At 74.0% G+C, this 15,108-nt stretch carries 8 protein-coding genes; 5 read left to right on the top strand and 3 right to left on the bottom strand.

What is annotated here, in order from left to right:
* Positions 1-123 precede the first annotated feature (123 nt).
* Together ACFYYJ_RS03340 and ACFYYJ_RS03345 are read left to right on the top strand one after the other, a co-directional pair.
* Positions 124-2,361 (top strand): asparagine synthase-related protein, encoded by a 2,238-nt coding sequence (locus ACFYYJ_RS03340; protein WP_385132686.1) that lies wholly within the window; start codon positions 124-126, stop codon positions 2,359-2,361.
* 476 nt (positions 2,362-2,837) lie between these two features.
* Positions 2,838-6,032, top strand: a complete 3,195-nt coding sequence (locus ACFYYJ_RS03345; protein WP_389128024.1) for an ATP-binding protein — start codon at positions 2,838-2,840, stop codon at positions 6,030-6,032.
* Here ACFYYJ_RS03345 and ACFYYJ_RS03350 read toward each other — a convergent pair.
* Both ACFYYJ_RS03350 and ACFYYJ_RS03355 read right to left on the bottom strand, forming a co-directional pair.
* The gene (locus ACFYYJ_RS03350) at positions 6,019-8,016 is read right to left on the bottom strand and encodes a sigma-70 family RNA polymerase sigma factor (RefSeq protein WP_389128027.1); all 1,998 of its coding nucleotides are present in this window, start codon (positions 8,014-8,016) and stop codon (positions 6,019-6,021) included. The two genes, ACFYYJ_RS03345 and ACFYYJ_RS03350, sit on opposite strands and share 14 nt — an antisense overlap.
* Before the next feature lie 187 nt (positions 8,017-8,203).
* Positions 8,204-9,004 (bottom strand): TetR/AcrR family transcriptional regulator, encoded by an 801-nt coding sequence (locus ACFYYJ_RS03355; RefSeq protein ID WP_385133891.1) that lies wholly within the window; start codon positions 9,002-9,004, stop codon positions 8,204-8,206.
* 340 nt (positions 9,005-9,344) lie between these two features.
* On the opposite strand from ACFYYJ_RS03355, the gene ACFYYJ_RS03360 reads away from it, so the two are divergent.
* Both ACFYYJ_RS03360 and ACFYYJ_RS03365 read left to right on the top strand, forming a co-directional pair.
* Positions 9,345-10,763, top strand: a complete 1,419-nt coding sequence (locus ACFYYJ_RS03360) for an NAD(P)/FAD-dependent oxidoreductase (protein WP_385366063.1) — start codon at positions 9,345-9,347, stop codon at positions 10,761-10,763.
* Between the two features lie 140 nt (positions 10,764-10,903).
* Positions 10,904-12,685 carry a SpoIIE family protein phosphatase gene (locus ACFYYJ_RS03365; protein WP_389128030.1) on the top strand — a complete coding sequence of 594 codons (1,782 nt, stop codon included), beginning with the start codon at positions 10,904-10,906 and terminating at the stop codon, positions 12,683-12,685.
* 63 nt (positions 12,686-12,748) lie between these two features.
* Here the strand turns inward: ACFYYJ_RS03365 and ACFYYJ_RS03370 are convergent, their stop codons facing one another.
* The gene (locus ACFYYJ_RS03370; RefSeq protein WP_385134348.1) at positions 12,749-14,059 is read right to left on the bottom strand and encodes an MFS transporter; all 1,311 of its coding nucleotides are present in this window, start codon (positions 14,057-14,059) and stop codon (positions 12,749-12,751) included.
* Positions 14,060-14,183: 124 nt separating this feature from the next.
* Between ACFYYJ_RS03370 and ACFYYJ_RS03375 the strand changes: the two genes are divergently transcribed.
* Positions 14,184-14,720: a MarR family winged helix-turn-helix transcriptional regulator gene (locus ACFYYJ_RS03375; RefSeq protein WP_389128032.1), complete on the top strand. Its 537-nt coding sequence runs from the start codon at positions 14,184-14,186 to the stop codon at positions 14,718-14,720.
* Positions 14,721-15,108 lie beyond the last annotated feature (388 nt).

Here is a 15,108-nt window from a genome sequence, read left to right on the forward strand (position 1 = left end):
CTCTCGCACGCCTGTCCCGTGGCAGCATGGACCCCGAGCCACCCGGGGTCCCGCGGCCGCGCCCTCCGCGCCGACCGTGCTGCCCGTGCCCCGGTCATGTGCCCACAGGCTGGGGAGGCGGCGGTGCGCTGGTTGGTGGGTTGGAGCAGTATCGCCGCGAGCTTCGGCACGGCCGGACGGGTCTCGGGCGCGAACGGCCACGGCGGCCCCGGAGGCTTCGGCGGCCCCGGTAGCCAGGCCGGCTACGACCGCGCCGGCTACGACCGCGCCGGCGCCCCGCTGCGCGGCGGCATCGCGGACGCGGCCCACCCCGGCGACGCCGGCGCCGATGCCGACCGCACCGTCCAGCCCGTCGGCGCTCAGCTGTTGTGGGGCGACCCCGACCCCCTCTGGGCCGTCGGCGACTGGCGCCCCGACGAGATCCGCACCCTCACCGCCGACCCGGCCGACCCCTTCACCCGGCTCGCCGTCCTCGGCTGCTGCGGCGCCACCGACGCCGAGCTGAAGCGCGCCCTCTACGCCGCCCGCGGCGGAGCGCTGCGCCACCTCACCCAGTGGTCCGGCAGCTACACCGCCGTCGTACAGGCCGGCCGCCGGATCACCGTCGTCGGTGACCTCGCGGGCGCGCGGCCCGTCTTCTACACCCCCTGGGCCGGCGGCACGGCGTACGCCACCGCCGCGCTCCCCCTCGCGGACCTCATCGAGGCGCAGCTCGACATCGGCCACCTCGCGGCCCTGCTGGCCTGCCCCGACAGCCCCGAGGCACTGGGCGACGGCACCCCGTACTCCGGGGTTCGCCGCATCCCGCCCGGCCACGCGCTCATCCTGCGCGAGGGCTCCCGGGAGATCACCGGCTACGAAGCCGTCGCCTCCCTCGCGGTGGCGGCGCCCGAGGCCGACGCCGAACGCGCGGTGGAGGGCGTACGGGAAGCGTTGACGGCCGCGGTGCGCGCCCGGCTCACGGCGCCCAGGCATGCTCCCGACACGGTCCCGCCGTACGATCCCGGCCCCGTGCCCGGCATGGGCCCGGCCGACCGGCGCGCCGCCCGAGGCGCCCCCGCCCCGGGAGTGGGCGCGGACCTCTCGGGCGGCAGCGCGTCCGCCACCCTCGCCCTGCTGGCCGCCGGACTCCCGGGTGCCCCGGGCAGCCTGGCCAGCCCCGCCGGGGCGCGGCTGCTCGCCGTCACCTTCAACGACCTGGCCACCCCGCAGGGCCGCGAGGCCGAACTGGAACGGGCCCGCGCCATCGCAGCCGACCCGCGCCTGCACCACGTCGTCGTGGCCGCCGCCGAAGAGGCACTCCCGTACGCCGAACTCGACGGCCCGCTGACCGACGAACCGGGGCCCTCGCTGGTCTTCGCCGCCCGCGAGCGGCGCCGGCTGGCCGCCGGCAGCGCCGACCACTTCACGGGCCACGGGGCCCGCCAGGTCCTCGACGCCCACCCGGCGCGCATGGCCGACCTCCTGCTGGACCGCCGGCGCCGCCACCTGCTGCGGCCGGTCGCGGCCCTGGCCCGTTCGGCGTCCGCCTCCGGGGAATCCCTCCTGGTGCCGCTGACCGTGTACTCGGCGGCGCGCAGGCTATCCCGTACGACGTACCGCGCGGGCATGGAAGCCGCCGCGGCCAGGCTCCGCGAGGGCGGGGTCACCGAGCGGTCCTCCGGTCCGGTGGACGCTTCCCTCGCCGCCCTGACCTGGTCCCGGCCGGGGCCCGCGGCGGGCTGGCTCACCGGGGAGGCGCTGGCGGAAGTATCGATCCGTCTGGCCGCAGCCGCGGGCCGACCGCCGCTCTCGCTGCGGCCCGGCGAGGCCCGGGCCCGTTCCGTCCTGGCCCGCCACGCCGCCGACCACCGGGTGTTCGAGCAGGCCGTGGAGGTCCGCAGCCAGCGCCTGCACGCCCCGTTCCTCGACAACCAGGTCGTCCGGGCGGCCCGCGCGCTCCCCGAATCCCTGCGCGTACAGCCCGGGGCCAGGGCGGCGATCCTGCGCAGCGTGCTGTCCTCGGCCGGTGTGCGCGAACTCCCCATGGGCTGGGGCGCCACCGCCCACTCCCCGAACGAGACGGCGACCCGGCTCGGCCTGCGGGCCGCCCTCACCTCCCTCATGGACCTCTTCGCCTCCCCGCTGCTCGCCGACGCCGGGCTGATCGAGGCCCGCGTCGTACGCCAGGCCCTGCTGGACGCGGCGGACGGGCGGCCCGTACCGCTGGACGGGCTCGCGGAACTCGTCTCGATGGAACTGTGGCTGCGCCGGCTGCTCGCCCGGCGGGGCACGTGCTGGACGGGCACCTCGACGGCCCGCCGCCGCGCGGTCCCGGAGGGCGTACCAGTCCGAGCGATCCACCGCCCCGCCCTCTCCTGACCAGCGGCACCCTTCGGCCGGTACGGCGGGTCTTTTCAGCCCGTCCGGCGCTTGAGGTCTTGGGGCGGGCTTTTCAGCCCGTCCGGCGTTTGAGGACCGGGGTCCGGGGTGGAGCCCCGGGGAACGGTGGAAGGGCGGGTAGGGGACCGGCTCCGCGCAGCGGGACCCCGGCCGGGGGCGGGCCGCAGGGTGGGCCGTCGGGGTCGGGCGCGCGCCGGGGCACCTCCTCGGGCGTCGAACGGGGTGCGGTACCGGTAAGTGGAGCGGGTTTCTTCGACGCCCTGCGGGGGCGCCCCGCCGCACACCCGTCCCCGACGGCGCGGGGGCACGGGCAGGGGACGGCCCCGCCGAGCACCGGTGTTCGACGCCCTGCGGGGGCGCCCCGCCGCACACACCGGCGGGGGCCCGCCCCGCCGAGCCCCCGGGGCACCCAAAAGCCGGTGCCGCCCCCCGCAGGGGACGGGCAGAATTGGCGGGTGCGGTATCGAATCCTTGGCGTCACCGAGGCGCGTGACGAGACCGGCGCCCCCCTCCCCCTCGGCGGCGCCCGCCTCCGCGCACTCCTCGCCGCCCTCGCCCTGCGCGCCGGCCGCCCCGCCCCCGTCGCCGACCTCGTCGACGACGTCTGGGGCGACGCCCCGCCCGAGGACGCCCCCGCCGCCCTCCAGGCCCTCGTCGCCCGGCTCCGCCGCGCCCTCGGCGGTCGGGACACCATCACCGCCGACCCCGCCGGCGGCTACCGCCTGGCCGTGGCCCGCGACGAAGTCGACCTGCACCGCTTCACCCGGCTGGCAGCCCAGGGCGGCCAGGAGCTGGCCGACGACCCGGCCGCGGCGGCCCACACCCTGCGCACCGCCCTCGGGCTCTGGCGCGGGTCCGCGCTCGCCGACCTGCCCGAGCCCGCCCGCACCGCCCATGCCGCCGCCGTGGAGGCCCGCCGGGTCGGCGTGCTGCGCTCGCGCATCGAGGCCGACCTGCGCGGCGGGGGCACCGCCCCCGCCGGGCTCCTGCCCGACATCGAGGCACTGATCGAGGAGCACCCGTACGACGAAACCCTCCGCGCGCAGCACCTCCGCGCGCTCCGCGCCGCCGGCCGCCCCGCCGACGCGCTCGCCGCGTACGAGGACACCCGTCGCACCCTGGCCGACGCCCTCGGCGCCGACCCCGGCCCCGAACTCGCGGCCCTGCACGCCGAACTGCTCCAGCCGCGCCTTCCCGCGCCCGCGCCGCCGCGGCCCCGCGGCAACCTGCGGCCGCGCCTGACCTCCTTCGTCGGCCGCGAACCCGAACTGGCATCCCTGCGCGAGGACCTGGACCACCTCCGGCTCGTCACCCTCACCGGCCCCGGCGGTTCGGGGAAGACCCGCCTCGCCGAGCACGCGGCCGCCGCCCACCCCGAGGCCGGCTGGATCGTCGAACTCGCCCGGCTCGACCATCCCGCCGCCGTGCCCGGCGCCGTGCTCAGCGCCCTCGGCCTGCGGGAGAACTCCCTGGTCGCCCGGGACAGCACGGCCGCCGCCGCGGACCCGGCCACCCAACTCGTCGAGCACTGCGCGCACCGCAGCCTCCTCCTCGTCCTCGACAACTGCGAGCACGTCATCGGCGCCGCCGCCGAGCTGGCCGAGCTCCTCCTGACGCACTGCCCCGGCGTACGGATCCTCGCCACCAGCCGCGAGCCCCTCGGCGTGCCGGGGGAGACCCTCCGGCCCGTCGAACCGCTGCCGCCCGACCACGCCCACCGCCTCTTCGCCGAGCGCGGCGCCGCGTCCCGCCCCGGGTTCCGTGCCGACGATGACCCGGCCGCCGTCGCCGAGATCTGCACCCGACTCGACGGCCTTCCGCTCGCCATCGAGCTCGCCGCCGCCCGCCTGAGGCTGCTCACCCCGCGCCAGATCGCCGACCGCCTCGACGACCGCTTCCGCCTCCTGACCAGCGGCGCCCGCACGGTCCTGCCCCGCCAGCAGACCCTGCTGGCCGTCGTCGACTGGTCCTGGGAGCTGCTGGACGAGCCCGAGCGCGCGGTACTGCGTCGGCTGTCCGTCTTCGCCGGCGGCTGGGACCTCGCCGCGGCGGAAGCCGTCTGCGTGGACCTTCCGTACGAGGCCGCGGACGTCCTCGGCTCCCTCGTCGACAAGTCCCTCGTCGTGGCGGAACCGGAGACCGCCGGCCCCGCGATGCGCTACCGCATGCTCGAAACCATCCACGAGTACGCCACCGAGCGCGCCGCCGCCCACCCCGACGACACCCGCACCGCCGCCCGCCGGCACGCCGCCCACTTCCTCGCCCTCGCCGAGGAGGCCGAGCCCCTGATCCGCTCCGGTGCCCAGCTGCCCTGGATCCGGCGCATCGAGACCGAACTCGACAACCTCCGAGCCGCCCTGCACACCGCGGCCGTCGCAGAACCCGACCCCGATGCCGCGCAGCGTCTCGTCCTGGCCCTCGGCTGGTTCTGGTGGCTGCGCAACTACCGCACCGAGGGCGCCGAGTGGACCGCGCTGGCGCTCGCCATCACCCCCGAGGACCCGCCCGAGGGCTCGTCCGCGTACTGGCGCTTCATGCGCCTCCAGGTCCTCGGCATGTTCCTGGTCGCCGAGAGCAGCGGCGCCGAGAGGTTCCGCACCCCCGAGTACCGGGCCCTCGCAGGGCGCATCCGGGACGCCTTCCGGGGCGGCGAATCGCCCGAGGCCACCACCTTCCCCGGCATGCTCTGGCCGGCGACCGTCTTCCTCACCGGGGACGCCCTGGAATTCCACTCCATCCTCGACGAGTCGGTCGCCAACTGCCGCCGCCACGGCGGTGACTGGGAGCTCGGGATCACCCTGATGATCCGCACCCACGTGTCCATCGACGTCACCGGCGGCCTGCCCGGCATCGACGCCGACCTCGCCGAACTCCACGAGATAGCCCGCCGCGTCGGAGACCGATGGATCGGCGCCCAGGTCGCCAGCGCCGCGGGCGAGGCCGCCCTCTCGCGCGGTCGGTACGACACCGCGCGCACCGAGTACGAGGAGTGCCTGCGCCTCGCCCGCGAGGTCGGCGCCCACGTCGAGGCACCGTTCGCCATCGCCCGGATCGCGGAGACCGCCTACTGCGTCGGAGACTTCGACGCCGCCGAGAAACTCCTCGCGGAAGTCGCCGCCGAGGCCGACCAGCACGGCGGCGTGTACGACGTCAGTAGCTTCGCCCGGCTCCTCGCCTCCCTGCTCGCCATCCAGCGGGGCGACATCGCCCGGGCGTGGAGCGAGTGCGAGCAGGCCCGCGCCGAGGCCGCGCTGCGCCAGGTCCCCGCGCAGTTCATCGCCGGGCTGGACACCGTCGAGGCCGTCCTCACCGCCCATGACCACGGCCCGGAAGCGGGTCTGACGGTGATCGCCCCCGCCTTCGCCACAGCCGTCGAGGCCTACTGCGCCGAGCGGTTCCTGGCCGGGATGGTGGAGGCGGCGGCCGTGATGCTCGCCGACGCGGACCGGCCGGCCGAGGCCGTGCGGGCCTTCGCCGCGGCCTCCGCCTGGCGCGCGGGCCATCCGCGCTCGGTGCCCGAGGAGGCCGCCGTGGCCGGGCTCCGGGCCCGCATCCTGCCCGTGCTCGGCGCGGACGGCTACGCCCTGGAGGAGGCCGCCGGCGCGACCCTGCCCCCGAGCGCCTGGGTCACGGCGCTCACCGGCAGCTGATCACCGCGTCGGCCCAACCGGCGAGCGTCGGCAGCCGGCCCGGCCCGGCCCGCTCCACCACCAGCCGCAACGACGACCGGCCGGCCAGCGAGACGTTCACGGGCGCGGGAGGGTCCTCGTGCCCGAGGGTGCCGGACTGCCACAGCCGCTGCCCGTCGCCGTATACGGAGAACCGCACCTCGCCGTTGGTGAGCGCCGACAGGCCGTCCACCCCGACCCGGGCGGAGAAGGTCGTGCACTGGCGGTTGAGCGTGATCTGCACGGAGGAGTGGGAGTTCACGGTGATCCCGTGCTCGAACCGCCGGCCGCCCACCCACAGCCCCGAGCGCTGCCACACCCAACTGCTGTGCCGGACCTGCAACTCCGGGCTCGTGTGGTTCCCGTACGGGGCGTAGTCCAGCCGCGCCAGCGCGAACGAACCCGGCTTCGGCGGCACCGGGGGTCTGCTCGGGGACGGCGTAGGCGAAGGCCGCTCCCGACTCGGCGAAGGCGAGGGGGACGCGGACGCGGAGGGCTTCGGCGGCGGATCGACGGCACCCGGAGCCGTCGGCGTCGGCTTCGCATCCGGCTGCGGGGGTACGGGCCCACGCGTCGGCGGCTCCTCGGCGGGCGGGCTCGGCTCCTGCGAGGCCGAGGGCGTGGGCGTGGGCGTGGGCGACGCCGGTACGGCCGGAGCCGCCACGCTCGGCGCGGGCCGCACCTGGGCCTGGGGCTCGGCCTCGTCCCCGGTCAGCGCGAACACCACCCCGGCGGCCGCGGCCACCGCCATCCCCGCGGCGATGGCGGCCTTGGCGGGCAGCCCGAGCCCCTCGGAAGCCAGAGCCCCACCGGCCCCCGACCCAGCCCCACCACCAGCCCCGGCGGCCCCACCAGCCCCGGCAACACCCGCGGCCCCTGCCCCCGCCCCACCGGCAGCCCCAGCCCCGGCGGTCGACCCGCCGACGGCGGCCGCAGCGGCCCCGGCCCCGCCCGCGGCGACGGCCCCACCGGCCACCACCCCGGCGGCCTTGGCCGCGTACCCGGCGGCGAACCACCCGATGACCGCCACCGGAAGCAGCGCGGGAATGCCCGCGTTGACGTCCTTTAGCTCACCGGCCGCCAGCCGGCACTTCGCGCACTCCTCCAGGTGCTTGCGCAGCCCCCGCTCCGCCCGCATCCGCAACCCGCCGCGCGCATAGGCGCCCAACCGGTCCGCGTACTGCGCGCAGTCGCCGCCCTCGCTCAGCGCCGAACTCACATGGGCCTGCAGATAGGCCTGCTTGAGCCCCTCCCGCGCCCGACTGGCCAGCACGGCGGTAGCGTTCGCGCTCAACCCGAACAGCGGGGCGATCGCACTCGGCGAAGCCTCCTCGACGGTGGTGTGCCACAGCACGGCCTGCCACCGCTCCGGCAGGCTCCGGAAGGCCTGCATGGCCAAGGACTGCTCGGCCTCGCGCATCGCCCGGACGTCCGCGCCCAGTTCGAGCGTGTCGTCACCGGACAGCCCCGACAACCCGGAGCCACCCTCACTGCCGGCACCCGCCCCGGCCTGCTCGGCGAAGACCGCGAAGTCCTCGACGAGCTGCTCCCGCTTGGCGGTCTTCGCCCAGGCGGCAGCGACCCTGCGCACGGTGGTCAGCAGATAGGCCCGCACCGACTGGTCCGGCCCGGCTCCGCCCCGCACCGCCTGCAGCGTCCGCGCGAACACCTCGGCGGTCAGGTCGTCGGCCGTGTGCCCGTCCCGGCAGCAGGTCCGTGCGTAGCGCCGCACGGCCTCGACGTGACGACGGAACAGTTCCTCGTACGCACCGTCGTCACCGTCCCGCATCCGGGCGATCAAGTCGCCGTCGGACGGCGGAAGTTCGTCCCCCGCACCGCGAGGCTCGCGCTGGGCCGGCACCTGCCGCGAGGGCAGACCATCCGCCGCCAGGCCACCTGCCGCGAGACCGCCCGCCGCGAGGTCGCCGCCGGCACCGAGAGGCTCTTCCCGCCCGTCAACGCTCATTTCGGACGCCCCCGAACGACACACTCAACCGGTACACCGATGAAGCGTGTCACACGGGGGGCGCGCGCCGGACCCGTCCGCACGCCATCCACCCGTCCGGGCACATTTCAGCGACCCGGTGACGGAACCCCACGGACAGCGGTCCGAAGTCCCACCGCGGCGGTTGGTGAAGCAGAGCGTCAGGCCCTCACGCAGTCCGGGAGCGCAGCCCTTCGAGCAGGATGTCGAGCAGCCGCGTCGAGGCCGCCGCCTGCTGCGCCGGGTCGGGCAGCGCGGGCGCCGCCGTCGCTATCACCAGCAGTACATCGGCCACCGTGACGTCACCGCGCAGCTCACCGGCCTCCCGGGCACGCTCCACGAGCTGTCCGACGACCTCCAGCAGCGCACCCGCGCCCGCGTCGTCCGAGGGCTCGTCCTCGGACGCGATGCGCGCGGCCACGAGCCGCGCCTCCGGAGCCGAGCCGATGGCACCGGCCGTCTCGACGGCCTGCCGCTGGTGCGGAACCCGCGCGGCCTCGGACGCCTCGGCGTCCTCGACCCCGTCCTCGCTCGCCGAGCCGACCCGCAGCACCTGCGGCGGCAGCAGCCGCCCGGCGCCCGAGGCCACGGAGGTGCGCAGGAACCGGGAAAGCGCCTGCCACGGCTCCTCCTCCTGGCCCAGCGCCGTCCGAGCCTGCTCCGTCAGTCGGGCGGTCTCCTCCTCGGCTATCCGCCGGACCAGCACGTCCTTGCTCGGGAAGCGCCGGTACACGGTGCCGACGCCGACGCGCGCACGCCGCGCCACGTCCTCCATCGGAGCCCCGTACCCCAGCTCGCCGAAGACCTCACGGGCCGCCCGCAGCACGTGCTCCAGGTTGCGCTGGGCGTCGACGCGCAGCGGAGTGGAGCGGCCCACCCCGTGCGTGGTGGCCCCGTTCGCGAGCGCGCGACCGTTGCTGCTCTCGACCGAAAGCGCGGTCGCAGAACCATGGAAATCGGAAATGTTCATATGTATCCCCCGGTAATCATTTGTCTCCCCCCGGAGACACTCCCCGCCTTCACGTCGAGGTGGGCCACGGTCTCAGGCCCGGTCCTACTCACTCGACGAGATACGAACATAGTTGAGCCAGAGTCAATTCAGAAGAGGCAGCCCCGGACGGAGCACCGCCCGATCGGAGCATTCATCCTCACTTTTTCCTCACACACTCCCGGAATCTCTCATTCCGCACCCTCTGACCTGCAGAGTTCCACCCCCACCCGAGGTCCGCTTCGACTCCACCCCGGCACCACCACCGGTCACACAATTTGTCGGGCCTGTGGACAAACTCCCGGCCACGTTGCGTCATGGGATGGTGAAGGCTGCTAACTCGCGGGGCACGGCCCCCGGTACCCCGCCCCGCACGCGCATCCTGATCGTCGGCGGCGGCTACGTAGGCATGTACACGGCGCTCCGGCTCCAGAGAAAGCTGAGATCCGGCGAAGCCGAGGTCACGGTGGTCACCCCCGAGCCCTACATGACGTACCAGCCCTTCCTCCCGGAGGCGGCCGCCGGCTCGATCTCCCCGCGCCACGTCGTCGTGCCATTGCGCCGCGTCCTGTCGCGATGCCGCATCGTCATCGGCGAGGCCCGCCACATCGACCACGCCAAACGCACCGCGACCGTCGCCACCCTCGCCACCGAGGACGAGGGGACCGGCCCGGTCGAGATGGAGTACGACGAACTCGTCCTCGCACCCGGCTCGATCTCCCGCACCCTGCCCGTCCCGGGACTCGCCGAGTACGCCATCGGCTTCAAGACCGTGGAAGAGGCCATCGGCCTGCGCAACCACGTCATCGAACAGATGGACATCGCCTCCTCCACCCGCGACCCCGCCCTTCGCGACGCCGCCCTCACCTTCGTCTTCGTCGGCGGTGGCTACGCGGGCGTGGAAGCCCTCGCCGAACTCGAGGACATGGCCCGCTACGCGGCGCGGTACTACCACAACATCAAGCCCGAGGACATGAAGTGGGTGCTGGTCGAGGCCAGCGACCGGATCCTGCCCGAGGTCGGCCCCGACATGGGCGTCTACACCATCCGCGAACTGCGCCGCCGCAACATCGACCTGCGCCTGGAGACCCGGCTCGAATCCTGCGAGAACCGCGTCGCCGTCCTCAGCGACGGCGCCCGCTTCCCCACCCGCACCGTCGTGTGGACCGCGGGTGTGAAACCGCACCCGATCCTCGCCGCCTCCGACCTGCCCAAGAACGAACGCGGCCGGCTCGCCTGCACCTCCTTCCTCACCGTCAAGGGCGTCGAGCACGCCTGGGCGGCCGGCGACGCCGCAGCCGTCCCCGACATCACCGCGCCGGAGCCCGGCCGCGAATGCGCCCCCAACGCCCAGCACGCGGTCCGCCAGGCCAAGGTCCTCGCCGACAACCTGGTCGCCGCCCTCCGCGACGAGGTCCTCACCGAGTACGCCCACAAGTACGCCGGCTCCGTGGCCTCCCTGGGCCTCCACAAGGGCGTCGCCCACGTCTACGGCCGCAAGCTCAAGGGCTACCCGGCCTGGCTCATGCACCGCGTGTACCACCTCAGCCGCGTCCCCACGTTCAACAGGAAAATGCGCGTCCTCGCCGAATGGACCCTCTCCGGCCTCTTCAAGCGCGAGATCGTCTCCCTGGGTTCGCTAGAACACCCCAGGGCAGAATTCGAACTGGCCGCGGGCGGTGGCCCCAAGGACCCACCCCCGAAGTCTCCTCACAACCCCCCGAAGGACAGCCAGAGCTGACGTTGTCAGTGCCGTCGGCCACACTGGACGTGTGACCATAGGTGGGCTCACACCTGCACAGAGTGACAACGTCCAGCCAGCGACCGACCACCCGACGAGCGACACAGCGACCACTTGCGACACCACGAGGCCTGAACGCAGTGAACTTCACGCGCTGGAGCGCCCGGTTTCCCGGAACGCAGCGCCGCGCCGCCGCGCGGACCGAACACGCCGCCGCCCAGGCCGCCGCACAGGCCAAGAGGGGTGAAGGTTCGGTCCCGGCCGCCCGCGGCGGCCGAGCCGACCCCGCAGACCGGTCCGCGCCCGGCGCGGACGGCGGCCCCGCCGACCCCACGGTCTCCGGCACCGGCAGCGGCACCGGCACCTCCCCGGGCCGGAGTACGGGCACCCCCGCCGCGGTGCCCTCGCTCGACGAGCTGTCCGTCAGCGAGGTCATCGGCCGCCTCCCCGCGCTGGTCGCCCTCGTCCACGGCCCCGAGCACCACGTCGCGTACGTCAATGACGCCTACACCGCCGGCTTCGGCACCCGCCTCCCCGGCGCCCCCGCCCACGAGGCCCTCCCCGAGCTGGGCGAGCTCGGCCTGCTCCCGCTCCTCGACCAAGTCCAGCGCAGCGGCAAGCCCCGTACCGCCAAGAACCGCACGGCACCCGGCGGCACCAACACGTACACGGTCACCTGCACCCCGGTCGACTTCCCCAAGGCCGAGAGCGGCGGCGAGGCGGAAGCCCACACCGGCGTCCTGATCCACCTCGCCGACGTCACCGACCACGCCGAAGCCGTCGAGCGGCTGCGCGCCAGCGAGCGCCGCCAGCGCGAGGCCGCCGTCACCCTCCAGCGCTCCCTCCTCCCGCAGGAGCTGGAGCAGCCCGACGACCTGCGCGTCGCCGCCACCTACCAGCCGGGCGGCACCGAGGCGGCCGTCGGCGGCGACTGGTACGACGTCATCACCCTCGGCGCCGGCCGCACCGCGCTCGTCATCGGCGACGTCATGGGCCGGGGCGTCCGCGCGGCCGCCGTCATGGGCCAGCTCCGCACGGCCGTCCGCGCCTACGCCCGCCTCGACCTCCCGCCCCACGAGGTCCTCCAGCTCCTCGACGGCCTCGCCGCCGAGATCGACGCCAGCCAGATCGCCACGTGCGTCTACGCCGTCCACGACCCGAACGAGGGCCTCCTGGCGTACGCCTCCGCAGGCCACCTCCCCATCCTGGTCCGGGACGAGGACGGCACCGTACGCAGAGCCGCCGACCCCACCGGCCCGCCCCTCGGCACCGGCGGCTGGCTGCACACCTCGGGCACCATCCCGCTCGGCCCCGGCTCCACCGCCGTCCTCTACACCGACGGCCTGGTCGAACGCCGCGGCGAGGACATCGACGAGGGCGTCGCCGCGCTGGAGCGCGCGCTCTCCGGTGCCCAGGGCACCCCGGCCGTCATCTGTGACCGCCTGATGCGCGCCCTCGGAGTGGACGCGGACCACGACGACGACGTCGCCGTCATGGTCCTCCAGCAGCCCGCCCGCACCGGCCCCGACGCCGAGCTCTTCCACAACGCCGTCCTGGAACTCCTCGGCGGCGTCGAGGCGGCCCCGCGCGCCCGGGCCTTCGCCCAGGGAGTCCTCGCCTCCTGGCGCTTCCCGGTGGAGCTCTGCGACCTCGGCGTCCTCGCGGCCAGCGAGCTCGTCGCGAACTCCCTCCAGCACGGCACGCCGCCCATGCGCCTGCGTCTGCGGCGCACCGACCGCCGCCTGATCATCGAGGTCACCGACGGCGACGACCACCTGCCGCGCCGCCGCCGCGCCGAACCGGCCGACGAGACGGGCCGCGGCATCTCCATCGTCGCCACCATCGCCTCCGCCTGGGGCTCCCGTCGCACTCCGGGCGGCGGCAAGGCCGTCTGGTGCGAGTTCGCCCTGCCGGACAAGTAGCCGAGCACGCGGAAGGCCCCGGTCCACGAGGACCGGGGCCTTCCGCGTATTCAACGGGTACGCCTACACGTGCGCGACCTCCGTGCCGGCAGCCCTGTCGGCGCCGGCCCCGGCGGGAGCGACGGCGGGCCCACCCTGAGCCACGACCTTGCTCACCAGCGACGGGTTGTCCTGCTCCGGGCTCAGCTGCCTGCCGAGCCGCAGCGCCAGCCCGGCGATCCCCAGCGAGACCAGTACGAAGGTCCCGATGTAGAGCATCGGCACGCCCGCACCGAGAGGGACCCCGAGCGGCCCGAGCGCCAGCGCCATCTGCTTGACCAGCGCGAAGGCAGAGTTGTACTGCCCGACCGACCCCTCCGGAGCCAGGTCGGCCACCAGCGGCGCGACGGTCGGCGACAGCATGGCCTCGCCGATGCCGAAGAGCGCGTACGTGGTGATGAACGCGGCGGCGGCCATGACGGCGCTGCCGTGCCCCAGCCCCGAGAACCCGGCGATGACCCACGCGACGGTCCAGATCAGCCCGACCAGCGCGATCACCCGCGACCGCCGGCGCTTCTCGACGAGCCGGAGCACCACGAACTGCGCGAGCACGATCGCACCGGTGTTGGCGGCCAGCGCGAACCCGAGCGTCGAGGGGGAGATGCCGGCAGCCTCGGTGCCGAAGGCGGCCAGACCCGACTCGAACTGTCCGTAACAGGCGAAGAAGAGCACGAAGCCCAGCAGGCACAGCTGCATCATGGCCTTGTGCCGGAGCATCCGCTTCCAGCCGCCGCCCTCCTGCGCCGGAGCCTTCGGCCGGGCGTCCTTGAAGCCCGGCGCCTGCGGCATCCGCACGGTGGCGATGACCCCGGCCAGCACCAGGAACATCACGGCCTCGATGCCGAACAGCAGGATGAAGCTGGACGGCCGGTCCTTGTCGACGATCAGCCCACCGATGAGCCCGCCGATGCCGAGCCCGAGGTTCTGCATGAAGAACTGCAGGGCGAAGGAGCGCGTCCGGGTGGCCGGCGTCGAGCACCACACGATCATGGTGGCCAGCGCCGGCTGCATCACGGCCTGCCCGGCACCCAGCGCCAGGGCCGACAGCAGGATGGGCACGATGCCCGTGGACAGCCCGAGCGAGATGGCACCCACCGAGGCGGCCGCGGCGGCGGCCATGACCACGGGCACGGGGCCGCGTCGGTCGATGACCCGACCGGTGAAGGGCAGCGCGAGCAGAGCGCCCAGGGCGAACGCCACGAACGCGCTCGTGGCGGCCATGGAGCCCAGACCTCGCACCTGCGCCACATAGATGTAGAGGTACGGAACCGTGAAGCCGATGCCGAACGCGGTCAACGCGTTCCCGGCCTGGATCCGCCGCATCGCAGCGCCCATCACCTTGGTCACTTCTCACCTGCCTTGTAACTGAAGACCGAAAGACTTCATCCCTAAACTTCAATCCTTAACTCTACACATCGAAGGAGTTAGACGCCAACGAGCTCGTGCGATACTTCGACCCATGGGTGACACCCCCGACGGCACCACGCCCGTCCACGAGCCGACCCTCGACGAGCAGATCGCCGTCTACCAGCGCGAGTTCCAGGACCTCGACCCCCAGGTCGAGAAGGTCGTGTCGGCGCTCAGCCGCCTCAACCGCCGCATGAACGTCGCGTACGGACGCCAGACGGCGGCCCTGGGCATCAGCAACGCGGAGTGGGAGGTCCTCAAGGCCCTCGTCCTCTCCGGCGCCCCGTACCGGATGGGCCCGAGCGAGCTGGCCAAGCAGCTGGGTCTCACGCCGGCGGCGATGACCCACCGGATCGACCGCATGACGGCGGAGGGCCTGGTCACCCGGGAGCGGGACGAGTCCAACCGCGTCCGCGTGATCGTGGAGCTCACGGACGAGGGCCGCAGCAAGTGGCTGGACGCGATGCGCGCGGCCACGGTCTTCGAGGAGGACCTCCTCCAGGACCTGTCCACGGCGGAGCGCGGGGTCCTGGGCGACATGCTCACCCGGCTGCTGGACCGTGTGGAGGACCTCCAGTCGCCCAGCTGAGCCGGGGTTGACACGGCCCCCGCGGGTCCGTAAGGTTCTTCGAGTTGTCCCAGAGCCGGAAGGTTTTGGCGACAACGAATCCCGCCGCCTCGTTGCGGCACCCAACTCTGCGCGATCTCCCACCGGGAACGCATTCGGCATGCCCGAATGAATTTCTGAAGGCCGATTATGAATCGTCCGGGAAATCCACTAGAGTTCTGGGAGTCGGAAGGGCCCAACAGCCCGGAAGACAAACCCCGCTGACTGGGAGTCAGGCCCGAAAGAGTCTGATAGAGTCGGAAACGCAAGACAGCAGAACGAAAGCCCGGAGGAAAGCCCGAGAGGGTGAGTACAAAGGAAGCGTCCGTTCCTTGAGAACTCAACAGCGTGCCAAAAATCAACGCCAGAA

The organism is Streptomyces sp. NPDC002467 (assembly GCF_042889825.1).
Lineage (GTDB): Bacteria > Actinomycetota > Actinomycetes > Streptomycetales > Streptomycetaceae > Streptomyces.